20 protein-coding genes and 1 other RNA gene are annotated in these 18,920 nt (G+C 59.1%); 16 read left to right on the top strand and 5 right to left on the bottom strand.

Going from position 1 to position 18,920, the window contains the following annotated elements; translation table 11 throughout:
• Position 1: 1 nt before the first annotated feature.
• Positions 2-1,042: an NADP(H)-dependent aldo-keto reductase gene (locus tag AF70_RS21655; protein ID WP_019582359.1), complete on the bottom strand. Its 1,041-nt coding sequence runs from the start codon at positions 1,040-1,042 to the stop codon at positions 2-4.
• A gap of 245 nt (positions 1,043-1,287) precedes the next feature.
• Here AF70_RS21655 and rplM point away from each other — a divergent pair, with 245 nt between their 5' ends.
• The 7 genes from rplM to AF70_RS21620 all read left to right on the top strand — a co-directional run bounded on the left by rplM (position 1,288) and on the right by AF70_RS21620 (position 6,175).
• Entirely contained in the window at positions 1,288-1,716 is a 429-nt protein-coding gene (gene rplM / locus AF70_RS21650) for a 50S ribosomal protein L13 (protein WP_007939824.1), read from the top strand.
• Positions 1,717-1,730: 14 nt separating this feature from the next.
• Positions 1,731-2,123: a 30S ribosomal protein S9 gene (gene rpsI, locus AF70_RS21645; protein ID WP_003228056.1), complete on the top strand. Its 393-nt coding sequence runs from the start codon at positions 1,731-1,733 to the stop codon at positions 2,121-2,123.
• A 267-nt stretch (positions 2,124-2,390) separates the two neighbouring features.
• Complete coding sequence (gene petA, locus AF70_RS21640) at positions 2,391-2,984, top strand: ubiquinol-cytochrome c reductase iron-sulfur subunit (protein ID WP_007939825.1); 594 nt, start codon at positions 2,391-2,393, stop codon at positions 2,982-2,984.
• On the top strand, positions 2,984-4,195 hold the full coding sequence (locus AF70_RS21635) for a cytochrome bc complex cytochrome b subunit (RefSeq protein WP_018930119.1): 1,212 nt from the start codon (positions 2,984-2,986) through the stop codon (positions 4,193-4,195). The genes petA and AF70_RS21635 overlap by 1 nt, the downstream gene beginning before the upstream one ends.
• Positions 4,195-4,977, top strand: coding sequence for a cytochrome c1 (locus tag AF70_RS21630; RefSeq protein WP_018930120.1), 783 nt, complete (start codon positions 4,195-4,197; stop codon positions 4,975-4,977). The genes AF70_RS21635 and AF70_RS21630 overlap by 1 nt, the downstream gene beginning before the upstream one ends.
• A 150-nt stretch (positions 4,978-5,127) precedes the next feature.
• Positions 5,128-5,745 (top strand): glutathione S-transferase N-terminal domain-containing protein, encoded by a 618-nt coding sequence (locus AF70_RS21625; protein WP_007939828.1) that lies wholly within the window; start codon positions 5,128-5,130, stop codon positions 5,743-5,745.
• A gap of 16 nt (positions 5,746-5,761) precedes the next feature.
• Positions 5,762-6,175, top strand: coding sequence for a ClpXP protease specificity-enhancing factor (locus tag AF70_RS21620; RefSeq protein WP_007939829.1), 414 nt, complete (start codon positions 5,762-5,764; stop codon positions 6,173-6,175).
• Positions 6,176-6,272: 97 nt separating this feature from the next.
• Here the strand turns inward: AF70_RS21620 and AF70_RS21615 are convergent, their stop codons facing one another.
• The 4 genes from AF70_RS21615 to AF70_RS21600 all read right to left on the bottom strand — a co-directional run bounded on the left by AF70_RS21615 (position 6,273) and on the right by AF70_RS21600 (position 9,719).
• Complete coding sequence (locus AF70_RS21615; protein ID WP_019582358.1) at positions 6,273-6,851, bottom strand: BON domain-containing protein; 579 nt, start codon at positions 6,849-6,851, stop codon at positions 6,273-6,275.
• Complete coding sequence (locus AF70_RS21610; protein WP_007904374.1) at positions 6,848-7,441, bottom strand: phosphoheptose isomerase; 594 nt, start codon at positions 7,439-7,441, stop codon at positions 6,848-6,850. Before AF70_RS21610 ends, AF70_RS21615 begins: the two co-directional genes overlap by 4 nt.
• Before the next feature lie 104 nt (positions 7,442-7,545).
• On the bottom strand, positions 7,546-7,908 hold the full coding sequence (locus AF70_RS21605; RefSeq protein ID WP_019582357.1) for a YraN family protein: 363 nt from the start codon (positions 7,906-7,908) through the stop codon (positions 7,546-7,548).
• Complete coding sequence (locus tag AF70_RS21600) at positions 7,908-9,719, bottom strand: penicillin-binding protein activator (RefSeq protein WP_028939848.1); 1,812 nt, start codon at positions 9,717-9,719, stop codon at positions 7,908-7,910. The genes AF70_RS21605 and AF70_RS21600 overlap by 1 nt, the downstream gene beginning before the upstream one ends.
• A gap of 177 nt (positions 9,720-9,896) precedes the next feature.
• Between AF70_RS21600 and rsmI the strand changes: the two genes are divergently transcribed.
• The 9 genes from rsmI (at position 9,897) to mraY (ending at position 18,920) form a co-directional block, all read left to right on the top strand.
• Positions 9,897-10,802: a 16S rRNA (cytidine(1402)-2'-O)-methyltransferase gene (gene rsmI, locus AF70_RS21595; RefSeq protein ID WP_018930125.1), complete on the top strand. Its 906-nt coding sequence runs from the start codon at positions 9,897-9,899 to the stop codon at positions 10,800-10,802.
• Positions 10,803-10,878: 76 nt separating this feature from the next.
• An RNA gene (gene rnpB, locus AF70_RS21590) (RNase P RNA component class A) lies at positions 10,879-11,232 on the top strand.
• Positions 11,233-11,586: 354 nt separating this feature from the next.
• Positions 11,587-12,042, top strand: coding sequence for a division/cell wall cluster transcriptional repressor MraZ (mraZ, locus tag AF70_RS21585; protein ID WP_003205355.1), 456 nt, complete (start codon positions 11,587-11,589; stop codon positions 12,040-12,042).
• Complete coding sequence (gene rsmH, locus AF70_RS21580; RefSeq protein ID WP_007939834.1) at positions 12,039-12,986, top strand: 16S rRNA (cytosine(1402)-N(4))-methyltransferase RsmH; 948 nt, start codon at positions 12,039-12,041, stop codon at positions 12,984-12,986. Before mraZ ends, rsmH begins: the two co-directional genes overlap by 4 nt.
• On the top strand, positions 12,983-13,276 hold the full coding sequence (gene ftsL, locus AF70_RS21575; RefSeq protein ID WP_003205353.1) for a cell division protein FtsL: 294 nt from the start codon (positions 12,983-12,985) through the stop codon (positions 13,274-13,276). Before rsmH ends, ftsL begins: the two co-directional genes overlap by 4 nt.
• On the top strand, positions 13,276-15,015 hold the full coding sequence (locus AF70_RS21570) for a penicillin-binding protein 2 (protein ID WP_019651807.1): 1,740 nt from the start codon (positions 13,276-13,278) through the stop codon (positions 15,013-15,015). The genes ftsL and AF70_RS21570 overlap by 1 nt, the downstream gene beginning before the upstream one ends.
• Positions 15,015-16,478 carry a UDP-N-acetylmuramoyl-L-alanyl-D-glutamate--2,6-diaminopimelate ligase gene (locus tag AF70_RS21565; RefSeq protein ID WP_028939847.1) on the top strand — a complete coding sequence of 488 codons (1,464 nt, stop codon included), beginning with the start codon at positions 15,015-15,017 and terminating at the stop codon, positions 16,476-16,478. Before AF70_RS21570 ends, AF70_RS21565 begins: the two co-directional genes overlap by 1 nt.
• Positions 16,471-17,838, top strand: a complete 1,368-nt coding sequence (gene murF, locus AF70_RS21560; RefSeq protein WP_028939846.1) for a UDP-N-acetylmuramoyl-tripeptide--D-alanyl-D-alanine ligase — start codon at positions 16,471-16,473, stop codon at positions 17,836-17,838. Before AF70_RS21565 ends, murF begins: the two co-directional genes overlap by 8 nt.
• The gene (gene mraY, locus AF70_RS21555) at positions 17,838-18,920 is read left to right on the top strand and encodes a phospho-N-acetylmuramoyl-pentapeptide-transferase (protein WP_008016698.1); all 1,083 of its coding nucleotides are present in this window, start codon (positions 17,838-17,840) and stop codon (positions 18,918-18,920) included. The genes murF and mraY overlap by 1 nt, the downstream gene beginning before the upstream one ends.

The raw sequence follows: 18,920 nt of genomic DNA, 5'->3' as shown, positions 1-18,920 counted from the left end.
GTTACGGCGCAGGATTCGGCTGATCCTGGTGAATCGCCTCAATGCCTGCCAGCACTTCATCCGACAGCTTCAAATCGACACTGGCAATGTTGCTGTCCAGTTGCTCAAGCGTGGTGGCGCCAATGATGTTGCTGGTCACGAATGGCTGTTGTGTGACGAACGCCAGCGCCATCTGCGCCGGGTCCAGGCCGTGTTTACGGGCCAGTGCCACGTAACGACTGCACGCTGCTTCCGACTGTGGGTTGAAATAGCGGCTGAAGCGGCTGTAGAGGCTCAGGCGACCTTTGGGTGGGCGCGCGCCACCTTCGTACTTGCCCGACAGAAAGCCGAACGCCAGTGGCGAGTAGGCCAGCAAGCCGCACTGTTCGCGGATGGCAATTTCCGCCAGGCCGACTTCGAAGCTGCGATTGAGCAGGTTGTAAGGGTTCTGGATGGATACCGCGCGGGGCCAGCCACGGGCTTCGGCGAGGGCAAGGAAGCGCATGGTGCCCCACGGGGTTTCGTTGGACAGGCCGATGTGGCGGATCTTGCCGGCCTTGACCTGCTCGTCCAGCGCTTCGAGGGTGTCCTCCAGTGGCGTCAGATTGGCTTCTATCTTGTGCTTGTAGCCGAGCTGACCGAAGAAATTGGTGCTGCGTTCCGGCCAGTGCAACTGATACAGGTCGATGTAGTCGGTTTGCAGGCGCTTGAGGCTGGCGTCCACGGCTTCGCGGATGTGTTGGCGGTTGTGCCGCAGGTTTTTGTCGCGAATGTAGTCGATGGTGTTGCCGGGGCCGGCGATCTTGCTCGCCAGGATCCAGTCGGCGCGATCGCCGCGACTTTTGAAGTAGTTGCCGATGTAGCGCTCGGTGGTGGCGTAGGTGTCGGCCTTGGGCGGCACCGGGTACATCTCGGCGGTGTCGATGAAATTGATCCCGGCGCTCTTGGCGCGTTCGATCTGGGCGAAGGCTTCAGCCTCGCTGTTTTGCTCGCCCCAGGTCATGGTGCCGAGGCAGATGGCACTCACGTTCAGATCGGTACGGCCTAGCTGGCGATAGTCCATCGGGTGCTCCTTGGGCAAAACAATCATAAAAGCAGGTTGAAATATTTTTCGCAATCTGCATAATTGCGCACCTCTTTCTGCAGTGGAAGTGATGCGCCGCCGCCGAAGAATCTTGCCGTTGAACGGACGCGCCGACCCGAGCCCCCGAAAGCGTCTGTATCCGGCTGCCTTTGACTTGTCAAAGTACGCACTATTCAGTAAGATCCGCCGTCTAATTTACAGGGCGGCCCCTGAGGCTATAAAGAATGAAAACTTTTACTGCTAAACCGGAAACAGTAAAGCGCGACTGGTTTGTCGTCGACGCTGCTGGTCAGACCCTGGGTCGTCTGGCCACTGAAATCGCGAGCCGTCTGCGTGGCAAGCACAAGGCTGAGTACACTCCTCACGTTGACACCGGCGACTACATCGTCGTAATCAACGCTGAGCAAGTACGTGTTACTGGCGCTAAAACCACTGACAAAATGTACTACTCCCACTCCGGTTTCCCGGGCGGCATCAAGTCGATCAACTTCGAAAAGCTGATCGCTAAAGCCCCTGAGCGCGTGATCGAGACCGCGGTCAAAGGCATGCTGCCTAAGAACCCGCTGGGTCGCGACATGTATCGTAAGCTGAAAGTCTATGCGGGCGCTGCTCACCCTCATACTGCTCAGCAGCCCCAAGAACTGAAGTTTTAACGGAATAGTTCATTATGTCGGCGACTCAAAATTACGGCACTGGCCGTCGCAAGACTGCAACCGCACGCGTTTTCCTGCGTCCGGGCACTGGTAACATCTCCATCAACAACCGTTCGCTGGATAATTTCTTCGGCCGCGAAACTGCCCGCATGGTAGTTCGTCAGCCGCTGGAATTGACTGAGACTGTCGAGAAGTTCGACATCTACGTCACCGTGATCGGCGGTGGTGTAAGTGGTCAAGCTGGCGCAATCCGCCACGGTATCACTCGCGCTCTGATGGACTACGACGAAACTCTGCGCTCTGCTCTGCGCAAAGCTGGCTTCGTAACCCGCGATGCTCGTGAAGTTGAACGTAAGAAAGTCGGTCTGCGTAAAGCGCGTAAGCGTCCGCAGTACTCGAAGCGTTAATTCGCTTTCACGTTCAAAAAGAACGCCCAGTTTCCTTGCGAAGCTGGGCGTTTTTTTATGGGCGCTATTTATCAACGAATTGCGCTGTGACAACTTGCCACATCCGCAGAGGCCCTATACTACAAGGCTTGGCAGTGGAGCCCTTCGGTAATTACCTTGTCAGAATTGGGGCTTTTCATTACCATTCGGCAAAATTTTTATAAGTTCAGATTTTTACTTAGTAGACGCCTGATTTAACAGGCCACAAAGCTGATGGGAGAGGACTGAATGAGCAATGACGGCGTGAATGCAGGCCGGCGTCGCTTCTTGGTAGCAGCCACATCCGTGGTGGGTGCTGCAGGAGCGGTGGGGGCTGCGGTCCCGTTCGTGGGGTCATGGTTTCCCAGTGCCAAGGCGAAAGCCGCAGGTGCACCGGTGAAAGTGAATGTCAGCAAAATCGAGCCAGGCCAGCAAATGATTGCTGAGTGGCGCGGTCAGCCGGTGTTCATCGTCCGCCGTACCGAGGAAATCCTGGGGAATCTGAAAAAGATTGAGGGCCAGCTGTCTGACCCCGCCTCCAAGAACTCGACGCAACCGACCTATGTCGACCCGCAGACGCGTTCGATCAAGCCAGAAGTCCTGCTGCTGATCGGCATCTGCACTCACCTGGGTTGCTCACCGACCTTCCGTCCGGAAGTGGCACCTGCCGATCTGGGCAAGGATTGGGTCGGGGGCTACTTCTGCCCTTGCCACGGTTCCCACTACGATTTGGCTGGCCGCGTCTACAAGTCGCAACCCGCGCCTTTGAACCTGCCAGTTCCCCCGCATTCCTATGAGACCGATGACATCATTGTCGTTGGCGTCGATACGGAGAAAGCGTGATGAGCAAGTTCATGGATTGGGTTGATGCGCGCTTTCCCGCGACCAAAATGTGGGAAGACCATCTCAGCAAGTATTACGCCCCGAAGAACTTCAACTTCTTCTATTTCTTTGGCTCCCTGGCGCTGCTCGTTCTGGTCAACCAGATCGTTACCGGTGTCTGGCTGACCATGAGCTACACCCCGTCGGCGGAAGAAGCATTCGCTTCCGTCGAATACATCATGCGCGACGTCGAGTACGGCTCGATCCTGCGTCTGCTGCACTCCACTGGCGCTTCGGCGTTCTTCATCGTGGTTTATCTGCACATGTTCCGTGGCCTGCTCTACGGTTCGTACCAGAAGCCGCGTGAGCTGGTGTGGGTGTTCGGCATGCTGATCTACCTGGCGCTGATGGCTGAAGCCTTCATGGGTTACCTGCTGCCGTGGGGCCAGATGTCCTACTGGGGCGCCCAGGTGATCATCTCGCTGTTCGGTGCGATCCCGGTCATCGGTAACGACCTGACCCAGTGGATCCGTGGTGACTACCTGATTTCCGGTATTACCCTGAACCGTTTCTTCGCCTTGCATGTGGTTGCCTTGCCGATCGTGATCCTCGGCCTGGTAGTGCTGCACATTCTGGCGTTGCACGAAGTGGGTTCGAACAACCCGGACGGCGTGGACATCAAGAAACACAAAGACGAAAACGGCGTACCGCTGGACGGCATTGCCTTCCATCCGTACTACACCGTGAAAGATATCGTCGGCGTGGTGGTGTTCCTGTTCATCTTCTGCGCGATCGTGTTCTTCTTCCCGGAAATGGGCGGCTACTTCCTCGAGAAGCCGAACTTTGAAGTGGCGAACGCCTTCAAGACCCCTGAGCACATCGCTCCGGTCTGGTACTTCACGCCGTTCTACGCGATTCTGCGGGCGGTTCCGGACAAGCTCCTGGGTGTTGTTGCCATGGGTGCTTCGATTGCCTTGCTGTTCGTCCTGCCCTGGCTTGACCGTAGCCCGGTCAAGTCCATGCGCTACAAGGGTTGGCTGAGCAAGATCTGGCTCTGGGTATTCTGCATCTCCTTCGTGATTCTTGGCTGGCTGGGCGTGATGGCGCCTACCCCGGAACGTACGTTGCTGTCGCAGGTTTGTACCTTCCTGTACTTCGCCTACTTCATTCTGATGCCGTTCTACACCAGGCTCGAGAAGACCAAACCGGTTCCGGAAAGGGTGACTGGCTGATGAAAAAACTATTTGCTGTACTGATTCTTGCTGCTCTGCCAGCACTGTCCTTCGCGGCCGAGCACGGCGGCCCAGAGCTGGAAAAAGTCGACATCGACGTTTCCGACAAGGCTGCCATGCAGGATGGCGCACGTACGTTCGCCAACTATTGCATGGGCTGCCACAGTGCCAAGTTCCAGCGTTACGAGCGTGTCGCCGATGACCTGGGCATTCCTCACGAGCTGATGCTCGAGAAGCTGGTGTTCACTGGTGCCAAGATCGGCGACCACATGAGCATCGGCATGCAGCCGGCTGACGCCAAGACCTGGTTTGGTGCGGCGCCACCCGACCTGACACTGGTGGCTCGCGTTCGTGGCACAGATTGGCTCTATGGCTACCTGCGTTCGTTCTATGAAGACCCGTCGCGTCCATGGGGCGTGAACAACAAGGTGTTCCCGAACGTCGGCATGCCTAACGTTCTGGTCGGCTTGCAGGGTCGCCAGGTGGTAGGCTGTAAGCAGGTTCAAGTCGTCGATGACGGCAAGAAGCAATTCGATCCGCTGACCGGCACCGCTTTGACTCATGAAGCCTGCGATCAACTGACTGTATTGCCGAAAACCGGCACGCTGACCGAAGAGCAGTTCAACGAGAAGGTCAAGAATCTGGTGACCTTCCTGGCCTACTCGGCCAACCCGGTGAAGCTGCAGCATCAGCGCATCGGTACCTATGTGTTGCTGTACCTGGCGTTCTTCTTCGTATTCGCTTACTTGCTCAAGCGTGAATACTGGAAAGACGTCCATTGATAACGTTGTAAGCCATTGCTGTTAATCGCACGCGCCCAGGGGCGTCTCTGAAGGTGTAACGAGTCTGGTGATCCAGGCGTTACGGGAGGCGCCCTCTGGGCGCGCGTGTTTTTCCGTTTCCGATAATTTCAACAAGCGAGGAGGACCGCCATGGGCGTGACCAATCGGTTGGCCTGTTACTCCGACCCCGCCGACCACTATTCCCACCGAGTGCGCATCGTACTTGCAGAGAAGGGTGTCAGCGCCGAGATCATTTACGTGGAGGCTGGTCGTCAGCCGCCTAAACTGATTGAAGTGAACCCTTACGGAAGCCTGCCCACCCTGGTCGATCGTGACCTGGCGTTGTGGGAGTCGACCGTGGTGATGGAATATCTGGATGAGCGTTATCCGCATCCGCCACTACTGCCGGTTTATCCTGTGGCGCGTGCCAACAGTCGCCTGCTGATTCATCGCATTCAGCGTGACTGGTGTGGCCTGGTGGATCTGATTCTGGATTCGCGGACCAAGGAAGCAGCTCGCGTGGTGGCTCGTAAAGAGCTGCGCGAAAGCCTGACAGGCGTGTCGCCGCTATTCGCCGACAAGCCGTTTTTCCTCAGTGAGGAACAAAGTCTGGTGGATTGCTGCCTACTACCAATACTCTGGCGATTGCCGATTCTGGGTATAGAACTGCCGCGGCCTGCCAAGCCGCTGCTTGATTACATGGAGCGCCAGTTTGCGCGTGAGGCTTTCCAGGCGAGTCTGTCTGGTGTCGAACGCGACATGCGCTAAGGCTTAAGGAGCCGCTATGAACTCCAGTCGACCTTATCTGGTCCGCGCGCTCTACGAGTGGATTGTGGACAACGATTGCACCCCGCACATGCTGGTCAATTCCGAGTATCCGTCGGTACAGGTGCCTCAGGGTTTTGCCAGTGACGGGCAGATTGTCCTGAACGTATCCCCGGCAGCCGTGCGTCATTTGCACATGGATAACGAGGCGGTCAGTTTCGAAGGGCGCTTCGGTGGCGTGCCGCACACCCTGTATGTGCCTATCGCGTCGATCCTGGGCATTTACGCTCGGGAGAACGGCCAAGGCATGGTGTTCGATATGGAATCGCCTCTGGACGACGAGGAAGAGATCGAGCCGGATGATGATATCCCGCCACCCGACAGCGAGCCGCCGCGTCCCAGCGGTCGACCCAGTTTGAAAGTGGTGAAGTAATAAAAAAGGCGATCCGCAAGGATCGCCTTTTTTATTACTGTAGGAGCCAGGCTTGCCGGCGAAGGCGATCTCAAGGATGCCATCGCGTAAGCAAGTATCAGTCGATGTACTCAAACAGCTTCACAATCTTCTGCACGCCAGAAACGCCTTGCACCAGATTGGTCGCCTGCGCCGCTTCCTGCTTGGTCAGCAGGCCGAGCAGATAAACGATGCCGTTTTCGGTCACAACCTTGATGCGCGAGCCCGGGATGGAGGGATCGGTGAGCATCTGAGTCTTGATCTTGGTGGTCAGCCAGGTGTCGTTCTGGCGTGCCAGCAGCGAGGAGGGCTGCAGCACTTGCAGTTCGTTGTGCACCTTCTTCACGCGCTGAACGGAGGCGGCGACCTGTTCGGCCTTGGCCTTGAGGTCGGCGCGCGGGGTTTGCCCGGCCAGCAGCACCACGCCGTTGAAGCTGGTGACGACGATGTGCGAGTTGTTGTCCAGGTCCGGATCGGCCTTGGCGATGTTTACACCGGCCTTGGTTTCGATCAGGGAGTCGTCGATTTTGCTGCCGAAGGTGCGGGTGCCGCGATCATCGTCGATCGGCGCTTCACGGCTGGCGTTAACCACCGAGGTGCAGCCGCTGATGCCGAGGCACAGGGTCAAGGCCAGAAGGCCTAGGCGATTAGGGGTCATTCTTCACTCCCGAACAGTTGGCTGTCGATCAGATCGCAAAGGCAATGGATCGCCAGCAGGTGGACTTCCTGAATACGTGCAGTGACGTTGGCCGGCACGCGAATCTCGACGTCCTCCGGCAAAAGCAGTGACGCCATGCCGCCGCCATCACGACCCGTCAATGCTACGACAATCATTTCGCGATCATGTGCGGCCTGGATCGCTTGAATAATATTCGCCGAGTTGCCGCTGGTGGAAATGGCCAGCAATACGTCACCCGGTTGGCCGAGGGCGCGGATCTGTTTGGAGAAGATTTCGTTGTAGCTGTAGTCGTTGGCGATCGAGGTGATCGTCGAGCTGTCGGTGGTCAGCGCAATGGCCGGCAGGCTCGGGCGCTCGCGCTCGAAGCGGTTGAGCAGTTCGGACGAGAAGTGCTGTGCGTCACCGGCGGAACCGCCGTTGCCGCAGGACAGCATTTTGCCCTCGTTGAGCAGGGCGTTGACCATGACCTGGCTGGCTTGCTCGATGTGCGGTGCAAGTACGTCCATCGCCTGTTGCTTGGTGTCGATACTGGCCTGAAAAAGCTGGCGAATTCGCGATTGCATGTCCATCTGTGTGACCTTAATTAGCGCGGCTACTCGGCACATGAATGTGCAGCCCGCAAAGCAAAGAGCAAAAGTGTTGGGTGAAGGTGTCCGGTTCGGGGCGCAAGCGATCAGCTGTCGAAGGCATTCTGCAACCAGTTCAACTGATCAAGGTTGCTGTCGATGGCAACCACGTCGAAGCGGCAAGGGGAATTGGCCCAACGCGACTCGCGCTGAAGAAAGTACTGCGCGGCGAAAATCAGTTTCTGCCGTTTGCGCTCATCGATGCTATCGAGCGCGCCACCCCATTGGGTGTTTTTTCTGTATCGGACTTCGACGAATACTACTGTATCGCCATCAAGCATGACCAGATCAAGCTCGCCGCGTTTGCATAACCAGTTTTGCGCCAGCAGGCGCAGACCTTGTTGCTGAAGATGCTCGAGCGCATGGCGCTCGGCATCCTTGCCGCTCTGCTGGCGTGACCTGTCGGGCATCAGCGTGAGGTGTCCGGCAGGCGTTGAACCTGACCGCTGACGAACTGTGCCCATGGCAACTGACGCACTACCCGTTGATTCTGAGTCATGCCCAGGCTGCCCGATTGACCTTCGATGCGGCTGTCCGGCAAGGCCTTGAGTTGCCCCAGGCGTGGTGCCAGGCGATAGGCGTCAACGCCCATCGCGTATAGACGGCCCAGGCTGCCAGCGGCTTGTGGCCATTGTGCGGTGACTTGTTTGCGCAGCGGGTCGTTGGCATCCAGCAGCCATGGGGTTTCGCAGAAGCGAATACCGTTCATGTCGTTGTACTGGTTCTGGTCGCCGCTGGCGCTGAATACGTGGGAAGTGGCGTAAACCGGCACGTCACCCGCGTACTGGAAGTTCAGGGTCGGTTTGATCTGTTGAGCCTGTTGCGGCGTCGCGGCCAGGAAGATGAACTCGATGTCCTGACGACGCGAAGGCTGGGCGGCTACCTGCGAGCCAACGGTGTTTTGCAGGCTCTTGGCGCGGCCTTCGCTCTGACGCAGCTGGAACATGTCGGCAATTTGCTGGGCCAGTTGCACCGGTTGGTCGACGCGCTCGGTCGCGACAATGCTGCCGCCGTTGGCTTGCCAATCCTGGCTGAATGCTCTGAGTACGCGGTCACCCCATTCGCCTTTCGGCACCATGATGGCGGCGCGATGCAAGCCATCGGCGCGCGCACGACGGGATACTTCGCGGGCTTCGTCTTCAGCGGCAAGGCCGAATTGGAACAGCTGGGCCGGACCTTGTTCGCCTTCGCTGTAGTTCAGCGCCAGGGTGGTGATCGGCAGTTGCGGGCGAGCGCTGAGCTGTTTGACCAGCGGTTTTTCCAGCGGGCCGACCACCAATTGCACGCCGTCGGCCTGGGCCTTGCGATAGAACTCGTCGAGGGAGGTCAGGCGCGAGCTGTCATAGAACTCGATGGCTGGCGGCTTCTGCCCGGCTTGTTGCGCCTGATAGTGTGCGGCCATGAAACCTTCGCGCAATGCTTTGCCGACCGAAGCCAGCGGGCCGTCTTGCGGCAGCAGCAGGGCAATCTTGCTCAGGGGCTGGCTGGCCAGATCCTTGAGTTTGGTCAATGGCAGCGGCAGCTGGATGGCGGCCGGGTGCTTTGGATTGTTCGCGCGCCAGTTGTCGATCGCGGCTTGCTGCTGTTCCAGGGTGCCGGCTGTTTTCACTGCCCGGGCCAGGCTCAACCAGCCGCCGAGGTCGTCGTCGGTGGTCGGCTGCAATTGATCGGTCGGCAGCGAAGCGATCAGGGTCCAGATCGCTTCGTGGTTTTTGCTCGCAGCTTGATCGCTCAGCATGGGGGCGATGAAAATGCGCTCCCGTGCGGCGGCCAGGGTCTGGCCGTCGGCCTCAAGGGCGCGGGCATGGACGGTGCCGGTGCGAACCTGTTGTTCGGCTGGCAGTTCGCTCAGGCGTTGCAGGCTCGGATGGTTCAGGGCCGTCAGCGCCGCTTTGGGCTGATTGCGCACCATGGCCAATTCAGCCGCCAGGGTGCTGGCGAAGACCTGTTGGCCAGGCTTGAGTTGTTCCATCGGTACTTGTTGCAGGATTTGCGCGGATTGACCGGCATTGCCCTGACGATAAGCCAGGTCTGCCGCGCTCAAGCGCAGCAAGGCTGCCTTGTCCGGCGTTTTACTTTGAGTGGCCTGTTCGAGCAGTTGCTCGACACTGGCATCCGGGGTCCGTGGAAGTTCGCCAAGGCTGGAGGAGGGCGAGCTGGCGCAAGCCGCCAGCAAGGCAGCGAGGCAGAGGGCAGAGAACAGCCGCAGGCAAGCGATCATGTAAGTGTTCCTGATACTCGATCAAATAAGCGTGGAATTGTACCCAAGCGCTGGCCGGGGCGCGATGTTACTGGCGTGAATCGATCAATTTAGCTCATGCAAATGTTGCGACACTGCACAAAAGGCTGGAAAACCGAGGGTTGCTTGCAGGTATCGCGAATGTCGCTACGCGCTACAATGGCGGCTTTTACCGATCATGAGGTGTGCGCTTTGACTGCTCCAGGTGCTTTGAATTCCGCTGCTGGCTCGCTTTATGTGGTGGCGACGCCCATCGGCAACCTGGACGATATCAGTGCGCGTGCGCTGAAGATCCTGCGCGAGGTTTCGTTGATTGCTGCCGAAGACACTCGCCATTCCCAGCGATTGATGCAGCACTTCGGCATCCCCACGCCGCTGGCGGCCTGCCATGAACACAACGAGAGGGATGAAGGCAGCCGCTTTATCACTCGCTTGCTCGCTGGCGACGATGTGGCATTGATCTCCGATGCCGGGACGCCGCTGATTTCCGATCCGGGTTATCACCTGGTGCGTCAGGCCCGTGCCGCAGGGATCAATGTGGTGCCGGTTCCGGGGGCCTGTGCATTGATTGCGGCGCTCTCGGCGGCGGGGTTGCCATCGGACCGCTTCATCTTCGAAGGGTTTCTACCGGCCAAGGCTGTCGGCCGACGCGCTCGCCTGGAGCTGATAAAAGAAGAGCCGCGCACACTGATTTTTTATGAGGCTCCACACCGCATCCTTGAATGCCTGCAAGACATGGAGCTGGTGTTCGGCGCCGATCGTCCGGCATTGCTGGCGCGTGAGCTGACCAAGACCTTCGAAACCCTTAAAGGCTTGCCGCTGGCCGAGTTGCGCGAGTTCGTCGAATCGGACAGCAACCAGCAGCGCGGCGAGTGCGTAGTGCTGGTCGCTGGCTGGTCTGCTCCCGAGACTGAGGACGCTGTCAGCAGCGAAGCCATGCGTATTCTCAATCTGCTGCTTGAAGAAATGCCGCTCAAGCGTGCGGCGGCATTGGCGGCGCAAATTACTGGCGAGCGCAAGAATGTGCTCTATCAGGTTGCGCTGGATAAGCAGAAGGGCGAGTAAAAAAGCGACGCGCAGCGCCGGCCAGAGGCTTTTAGAGCTTGTTCTTCGACCGCTCTGCCGTTAATCTTCGCGGCGGAGAGTCGATCGGACAGTCGCTGCCCTCTATGAAAATTAGGGGGGGGAGGAAAGTCCGGGCTCCATAGGGCGAAGTGCCAGGTAATGCCTGGGAGGCGTGAGCCTACGGAAAGTGCCACAGAAAATAACCGCCTAAGCGCTTCGGCGCCGGTAAGGGTGAAAAGGTGCGGTAAGAGCGCACCGCACGTCTGGCAACAGTTCGTGGCTAGGTAAACCCCACTTGGAGCAAGACCAAATAGGGTCCCAAGGCGTGGCCCGCGCTGGGACCGGGTAGGTTGCTAAAGATGTCCAGTGATGGCCATCGTAGACGAATGACTGTTCAAGACAGAACCCGGCTTACAGATCGACTCTCCACCTTTTTTTCTCTCTGCTTCAATCATTGGCAGCGATATGTGTAATGGCAATTCCCCTCCCTGCTGAATCAATAGCAGAAGCGCTTTTGTAATACCGAAAAAATCTTACTCTTAACAAACTACTTTAACTTCTGAACGCAGCCTTCTGTGCTGATTCAAGTTATTGAACAAATTCATCCGCCAGATTCTCGTTTCCCCTCCTTTTGCACTCCTAAATCTCCGTTCTGTAAGGCTTTTCCTTCTATCCGCGCCTTGACGGTGTGGTGGGCGCATTCCTATAGTGTGCGCAAGTGGCGGAAAGTGGCATGAAGTGGGTTTTTTGAGCGCAAAACGCTAATATTTGGAGAAACGCTGACGTGTTTCGCGGAGCTAACGCTATCAGTCTCGATGCAAAGGGCCGTCTCGCCATGCCGAGCCGGTACCGTGACGAGCTCGTTTCGCGTAGTTCCGGTCAATTAATCGTCACCATCGATGCCGTTGATCCGTGTTTGTGTGTTTATCCCCTCGATGAGTGGGAAATTATCGAAACCAAACTGCGCGCACTGCCTTCGCTTCGCGAAGAAAACCGCCGCCTGCAACGTTTACTGATTGGTAATGCCGTCGACCTCGAGCTCGATGGCAGTGGTCGTTTTCTGGTCCCGCCGCGTCTTCGCGAATATGCCAAGTTGGATAAGCGCGCAATGTTGGTAGGCCAACTGAACAAGTTCCAATTGTGGGACGAGGATGCCTGGAATGCGGTTTCTGCCGCTGACCTGGCTGCTATTCAACAACCGGGCGCCATGCCTGATGAACTGCGTGATTTGATCCTGTGACTATTGATAGCGGCTTTAACCACATCACCGTACTGCTTGACGAAGCCGTCGAGGCTCTCGCCGTACGTCCTGATGGCTGCTATCTGGACGGCACGTTCGGACGCGGCGGACATAGCCGGTTGATTCTCAGCAAGCTCGGGCCCGATGGCCGGTTGCTCGGGTTCGACAAAGATCCTCAAGCGATTGCCACCGGGCAAACGCTAGCGGCCGAAGACGGCCGCTTTGTCGTTGTACAGCGCAGCTTTGCCGAGCTCGGTTCGGAAGTCGCCGAACGCGGTCTGGCCGGCAAGGTCAGCGGCGTTCTGCTTGACCTCGGCGTATCTTCGCCGCAGCTCGACGACCCTGAGCGCGGCTTCAGTTTTCTCAATGACGGCCCGTTGGACATGCGCATGGACCCGTCCCGTGGGATCAGCGCCGCCGAGTTCGTCAATACCGCGCCAGTGGAAGAAATCGCCCGGGTGTTCAAGGAGTACGGCGAAGAACGTTTCTCCGGCCGCATGGCGCGTGCCGTGGCCGAACGTCGTGACATCAAGCCGTTCGAGCGCACTGCCGATCTGGCAGAAGTGCTGAAAGTCGCCAACCCTGCATGGGAAAAGGGCAAGAACCCGGCCACCCGTGCATTCCAGGGGCTGCGTATTCACGTCAACAACGAACTGGGCGATCTGGAAACCGGTCTTGAAGCCGCGCTGGAGTGCCTGGAAGTCGGCGGTCGCCTGGTGGTGATCAGCTTCCACTCGCTGGAAGACCGCATCGTCAAACTGTTCATGCGCAAACTGGTGAAAGGCGAAGCCGACAACTTGCCGCGCAACTTGCCGGTCCGTCACGTCGCCTTCGAACCGAAAATCAAAGTCCATGGCAAAGCGCAGTCCGCCTCCGAGGCCGAACTCAAAGCCAACCCACGTTCCCGTAGCGCCATCATGCGCGTCGCGGAGAAACTGCGGTGAGCAAGCTTTTCGCCAAACCACTTCCCGGCGGAAGCTTTTTCATGCTGCTGCTGTTTATCGGTGTGCTCGTATCGGCCATCGGCGTGTCCTATAGCGCCCACTGGAACCGTCAGCTGTTGAATTCGCTGTACAACGAATTGAGCGTGCGCGACAAGGCGCAGGCGGAGTGGGGCCGGTTGATTCTCGAACAAAGCACCTGGACCGCCCACAGCCGTATCGAAGTGTTGGCGACCGAGCAACTGAAGATGCGTATTCCTGGCGCTGCTGAAGTGCAGATGGTGGCGCCATGATGAAACTCGAAGGCGCACTCTTCCCGTGGCGATTCCGTCTGGTGCTGGGCTTGCTCGGCATCATGGTGGCGGCGATTTCCTGGCGCATCATTGATCTGCAAGTGGTCGACCGTGACTTCCTTAAAGGTCAGGGCGACGCGCGCAGTGTCCGTCATATTCCAATTCCGGCTCACCGTGGTCTGATCACCGACCGTAACGGCGAGCCGTTGGCCGTGAGTACCCCGGTCACCACGCTGTGGGCCAACGCCAAGGAAATGCAACTGGCCAAAGAGAAATGGCCGGCACTGGCGGCTGCCCTGGGGCAGGATCCCAAAGCCCTGGCCGAACGTCTCGAAGCCCAGGCCAACAAAGAATTCATCTACCTGGTGCGCGGGCTGACTCCCGAGCAGGGCCAGGCTGTGCTCGATCTGAAAGTGCCGGGCGTTTATGGCATCGAAGAGTTCCGGCGTTTCTACCCCGCCGGTGAAGTCACTGCCCACATGGTCGGCTTTACCGACATCGACGATCACGGGCGCGAAGGCGTCGAGCTGGCCTACGACGAATGGCTGGCCGGGGTGCCCGGCAAGCGACAGGTCATCAAGGACCGGCGCGGCCGGCTGATCAAAGATGTCCAGGTCACCAAAAACGCCAAGGCCGGCAAGCCCTTGGCGTTGTCCATTGACCTGCGCCTGCAATACCTGGCCAACCGCGAGCTGCGCAACGCGATCATCGAGAACGGCGCCAAGGCCGGTAGCCTGGTGATCATGGACGTGAAGACCGGCGAGATTCTCGCCATGGTCAACCAGCCGACCTACAACCCGAACAACCGTCGCAACCTGCAACCGGCGATGATGCGCAACCGCGCAATGATCGACGTGTTCGAGCCGGGCTCGACCATGAAAGCGATCTCCATGAGCGCCGCGATCGAAACCGGGCGCTGGAAACCGAGCGACACCGTCGAGGTGTACCCGGGCAGCTTGCAGATTGGTAAATACACCATCAAGGACGTATCCAAGACCGAAGGTCCGGTGCTCGACCTGACCGGTATCCTGATCAATTCCAGTAACGTCGGCATGAGTAAGGTCGCGTTCGACATCGGCGGCGAAACGATTTTCCGTCTGGCACAGAAAGTTGGCCTCGGCCAGGACACCGGCTTGGGTTTCCCGGGTGAGCGCGTCGGCAACCTGCCGAACTACCGCGAATGGCGCAAGGCTGAAACCGCCACGCTGTCCTACGGCTACGGTATTTCCGTGACCGCGATCCAGTTGGTCCACGCCTTCTCGGCCCTGGCCAACAATGGTCGCCTCGCACCGTTGACCCTGATCAAAACCGACAAGGCGCCGCAAACCACTCAGGTGCTGCCGGAAGCCGTCGCGAAAACCATGCAAGGCATGCTGCAACAAGTGATCGAAGCCCCGCGCGGCGTATTCCGTGCGCAGGTGCCGGCGTATCACGTGGGCGGCAAGTCGGGTACTGCGCGTAAGACGTCGGTCGGAACCAAAGGCTACGCCGAGAACTCCTACCGCTCGCTGTTCGCCGGTTTCGGCCCGATGAGCGACCCGCGTTACGCGATCGTGGTGGTGATCGACGAACCGACCAAGGCCGGTTATTTCGGTGGTCTGGTATCGGCGCCGGTGTTCAGCAAAGTGATGTCCGGGACCTTGCGCCTGATGAACATCACCCCGGACAACCTGCCAGCCACTCAACAAGCGAACGCCGCACCGGTCGTTCCGCTGAAAGCTAATGGAGGGCGCGGCTGATGTCGCTGAGCCTGAACAAGATTTTCGCCCACGCCGGCCATGATCTATTGATCCGCGAATTGGCGCTGGACAGCCGTAACGTACGGGCAGGTGATTTGTTCCTTGCGGTCCCTGGTGGCAAATTCGACGGTCGTGCGCACATCGCCGACGCCTTGCAGCGCGGTGCTGCCGCCGTGGCTTATGAAGTCGAAGGCGCGACCGTGCTGCCGATTACCGACGTGCCGCTGATTCCGGTCAAAGGCCTGGCGGCGCAGCTGTCGGACATCGCCGGGCGCTTTTACGGCGACCCGAGCCGTCACATGAACCTGATCGGCGTGACCGGCACCAACGGTAAAACCAGCGTGACCCAATTGGTCGCGCAAGCCCTCGATTTGCTCGGTCAACACTGCGGTATCGTTGGCACTCTGGGCTCCGGTTTCTACGGCGCGCTGGAGAGCGGCCTGCACACCACGCCGAATCCGATTGCAGTGCAAGCGACCCTCGCCGACTTGAAAAAGGCCGGTGCCAAAGCCGTGGCCATGGAAGTCTCTTCCCATGGGCTGGATCAGGGCCGCGTAACCGCGCTGGCCTTCGATGTGGCGGTGATGACCAACCTGTCGCGTGATCATCTGGATTACCACGGCACCATGCAGGCCTATGGCGAAACCAAGGCCAAGTTGTTTGCCTGGAATGATCTGAAGTGCCGGGTGGTCAACCTCGACGACGATTTTGGCCGGCAACTGTCGGCTGATGAAGGTGAGTCGCGGCTGATCACTTACAGCCTGGAAGACTCCCGCGCTTACCTGTATTGCCGCGAAGCGCAGTTCAGTGACGAGGGCGTGCGCGCCACGCTGGTTACGCCGCAGGGCGAACACCATTTGCGCAGCACCTTGCTCGGCCGTTTCAACCTGAGCAACGTGTTGGCCGCGGTCGGTGCCTTGCTCGGTCTGGACTACGCGCTGGACGAAATCCTCAACGTGCTGCCGAAACTCGAAGGCCCGGCCGGTCGCATGCAGCGTCTGGGCGGCGGCACTCAGCCGTTGGTGGTGGTCGATTACGCCCACACACCGGATGCGCTGGAAAAAGTCTTGATGGCCCTGCGTCCTCACGCCAAAGGCCGGTTGCTGTGCCTGTTCGGTTGCGGCGGTGATCGCGATCGCGGCAAGCGTCCGCTGATGGCTGAAGTGGTCGAGCGTCTGGCTGATGGTGTGCTGGTCACCGACGACAACCCGCGCACCGAAGACCCCGCCGCGATTTTCGACGACATCCGCGCCGGTTTCACCGCTGTGGATAAAGTCACCTTCGTCGCCGGTCGTGGCCAGGCGATTGCCCAGTTGATCGCCAGCGCTTCGGCGGATGACGTGATTGTCCTGGCTGGTAAAGGTCATGAGGACTATCAGGAAATCAATGGCGAACGCCTCGCTTTCTCCGATCTGGTCGAGGCCGATCATGCCCTGACCGCGTGGGAGGTGGCCCATGCTTAAAGCCTTGAAACTGAGCGAGCTGACCGGCGCACTGAATGCCCGTCTGATCTCCGTCGATGCCAGCTTTGATGGTGTCAGCATCGACAGCCGCGCGATCAAGCCCGGCCAGCTGTTTATTGCTCTGGCCGGTCCACGTTTCGATGGCCATGACTACCTGAACGACGTCGCCGCCAAAGGCGCCGTGGGTGCGCTGGTCGAGCGCGAAGTGGCCGACAGCTCGCTGCCGCAACTGCTGGTCAAGGACACCCGCCAGGCCCTCGGCCAGTTGGGCGCGATCAACCGTGCCGCGTTCACTCAGCCGGTCGCGGCCGTTACCGGCTCCAGCGGCAAGACCACGGTCAAGGAAATGCTGGCAAGCATCCTGCGCACGCGCGGTCCGGTGCTGGCGACCCGTGGCAACCTGAACAATGACCTCGGCGCTCCGCTGACCCTGCTCGAACTGGCGCCGGAACACACCGCCGCCGTGATCGAACTCGGCGCTTCGCGCATTGGCGAGATTGCCTACACCGTCGCCATGACCAAACCCCACGTGGCCATCATCAACAACGCCGGGACTGCCCACGTTGGTGAGTTCGGCGGGCCGGAAAAAATCGTCGAAGCCAAGGGCGAGATTCTCGAAGGGCTGGATGCCGATGGCATCGCCGTGCTGAATCTCGACGACAAGGCCTTCGACATCTGGAAGACCCGTGCCGCCGGTCGAAAAGTGCTGACTTTTGCCCTGAGCAACGTCAACGCCGATTTCCATGCCAGCGACCTGGATCGCGATGCCCGCGGTTGCCCGGCGTTCAACCTGCACAGCCCTGAAGGTGTGGAGCGGGTTCAGCTGAATCTGCTCGGCACCCATAACGTCGCCAATGCCATGGCCGCTGCCGCTGCCGCGCATGCCTTGGGTGTGTCGCTGTTCGGCATCGCCACCGGCCTCGGCGCGGTGCAACCGGTCAAGGGCCGCACCGTCGCGCAACTGGCGCCTAACGGCATGCGCGTAATCGATGACACATACAACGCGAACCCCACCTCTATGTGCGCCGCCGTTGATATACTCGCCGGCTTTTCCGGCCGCACCGTTTTGGTGCTCGGGGATATCGGCGAGTTGGGCGCGTGGGCAGAGCAGGGGCACCGCGATGTGGGCGATTACGCCCGCGGCAAGGTTTCCGCGCTTTACGCCGTCGGGCCAATGATGGCTCACGCCGTGAACGCTTTCGGCGAGCAGGCCTTTCACTTCAGCACACAGGCTGAACTGATCAAGGCCCTGGAAGCCGAGCAGGACACAAACACTACCTTTTTGATCAAGGGCTCGCGCAGCGCTGCGATGGAAAACATCGTTGCCGCTTTGTGCGGGACCAGTCTGGAGAAACATTAATGCTGCTGCTGCTAGCGGAGTATCTGCAACAGTTCTACAAAGGCTTCGCGGTCTTTCAGTACCTGACCCTGCGCGGGATTCTCGGTGTACTGACCGCGCTGGTCTTGTCGCTGTGCTATGGCCCGTGGATGATCCGCACTCTGCAGAACCGTCAGATCGGTCAATCCGTTCGCAACGACGGCCCGCAATCGCACCTGTCGAAGTCGGGCACCCCGACCATGGGCGGCGCGCTGATTCTTTCCTCCATCGGCGTCAGCACCTTGCTTTGGGCTGACCTGACCAACCGTTACGTTTGGGTCGTGTTGTTGGTGACCCTGCTATTCGGCGCCATCGGCTGGGTTGACGACTATCGCAAAGTCATCGAGAAAAACTCCCGCGGCCTTCCGAGCCGCTGGAAGTATTTCTGGCAGTCGGTGTTCGGCCTGGGTGCGGCGATCTTCCTTTATATGACTGCCGCGACGCCGGTGGAAACCACCCTGATCCTGCCGATGCTCAAGGACTACAGCATTCCGCTGGGCGCAGGCTTCATCGTCCTGACCTATTTCGTGATTGTCGGCTCGAGCAACGCGGTCAACCTGACCGACGGCCTCGACGGTCTGGCGATCATGCCCACCGTGATGGTCGGCGGTGGCCTGGGGATCTTCTGCTACCTGTCGGGTAACGTGAAGTTCGCCGAATACCTGCTGATTCCTTACGTACCGGGCGCGGGTGAGCTGATTGTGTTCTGCGGCGCCTTGATCGGTGCGGGCCTGGGCTTCCTCTGGTTCAACACCTATCCGGCACAAGTCTTCATGGGCGATGTTGGCGCGCTGGCGCTGGGTGCGGCCCTGGGCACCATCGCAGTGATCGTCCGTCAGGAAATCGTCCTGTTCATCATGGGCGGTGTGTTCGTGATGGAGACCCTGTCAGTCGTCATTCAGGTCGCCTCCTTTAAGCTGACCGGTCGCCGTGTGTTCCGCATGGCACCGATTCACCACCACTTTGAACTCAAGGGCTGGCCCGAGCCGCGCGTGATCGTCCGTTTCTGGATCATCACCGTGATTCTCGTGTTGATCGGCCTTGCCACCCTGAAGCTGAGGTAG

It is taken from the genome of Pseudomonas sp. KD5 (assembly GCF_012932895.1).
Taxonomy (GTDB): Bacteria; Pseudomonadota; Gammaproteobacteria; order Pseudomonadales; family Pseudomonadaceae; genus Aquipseudomonas.
The sequence above is the reverse complement of the archived record's forward strand: the minus strand, read 5'-3'. Positions and strand labels throughout refer to the sequence as shown.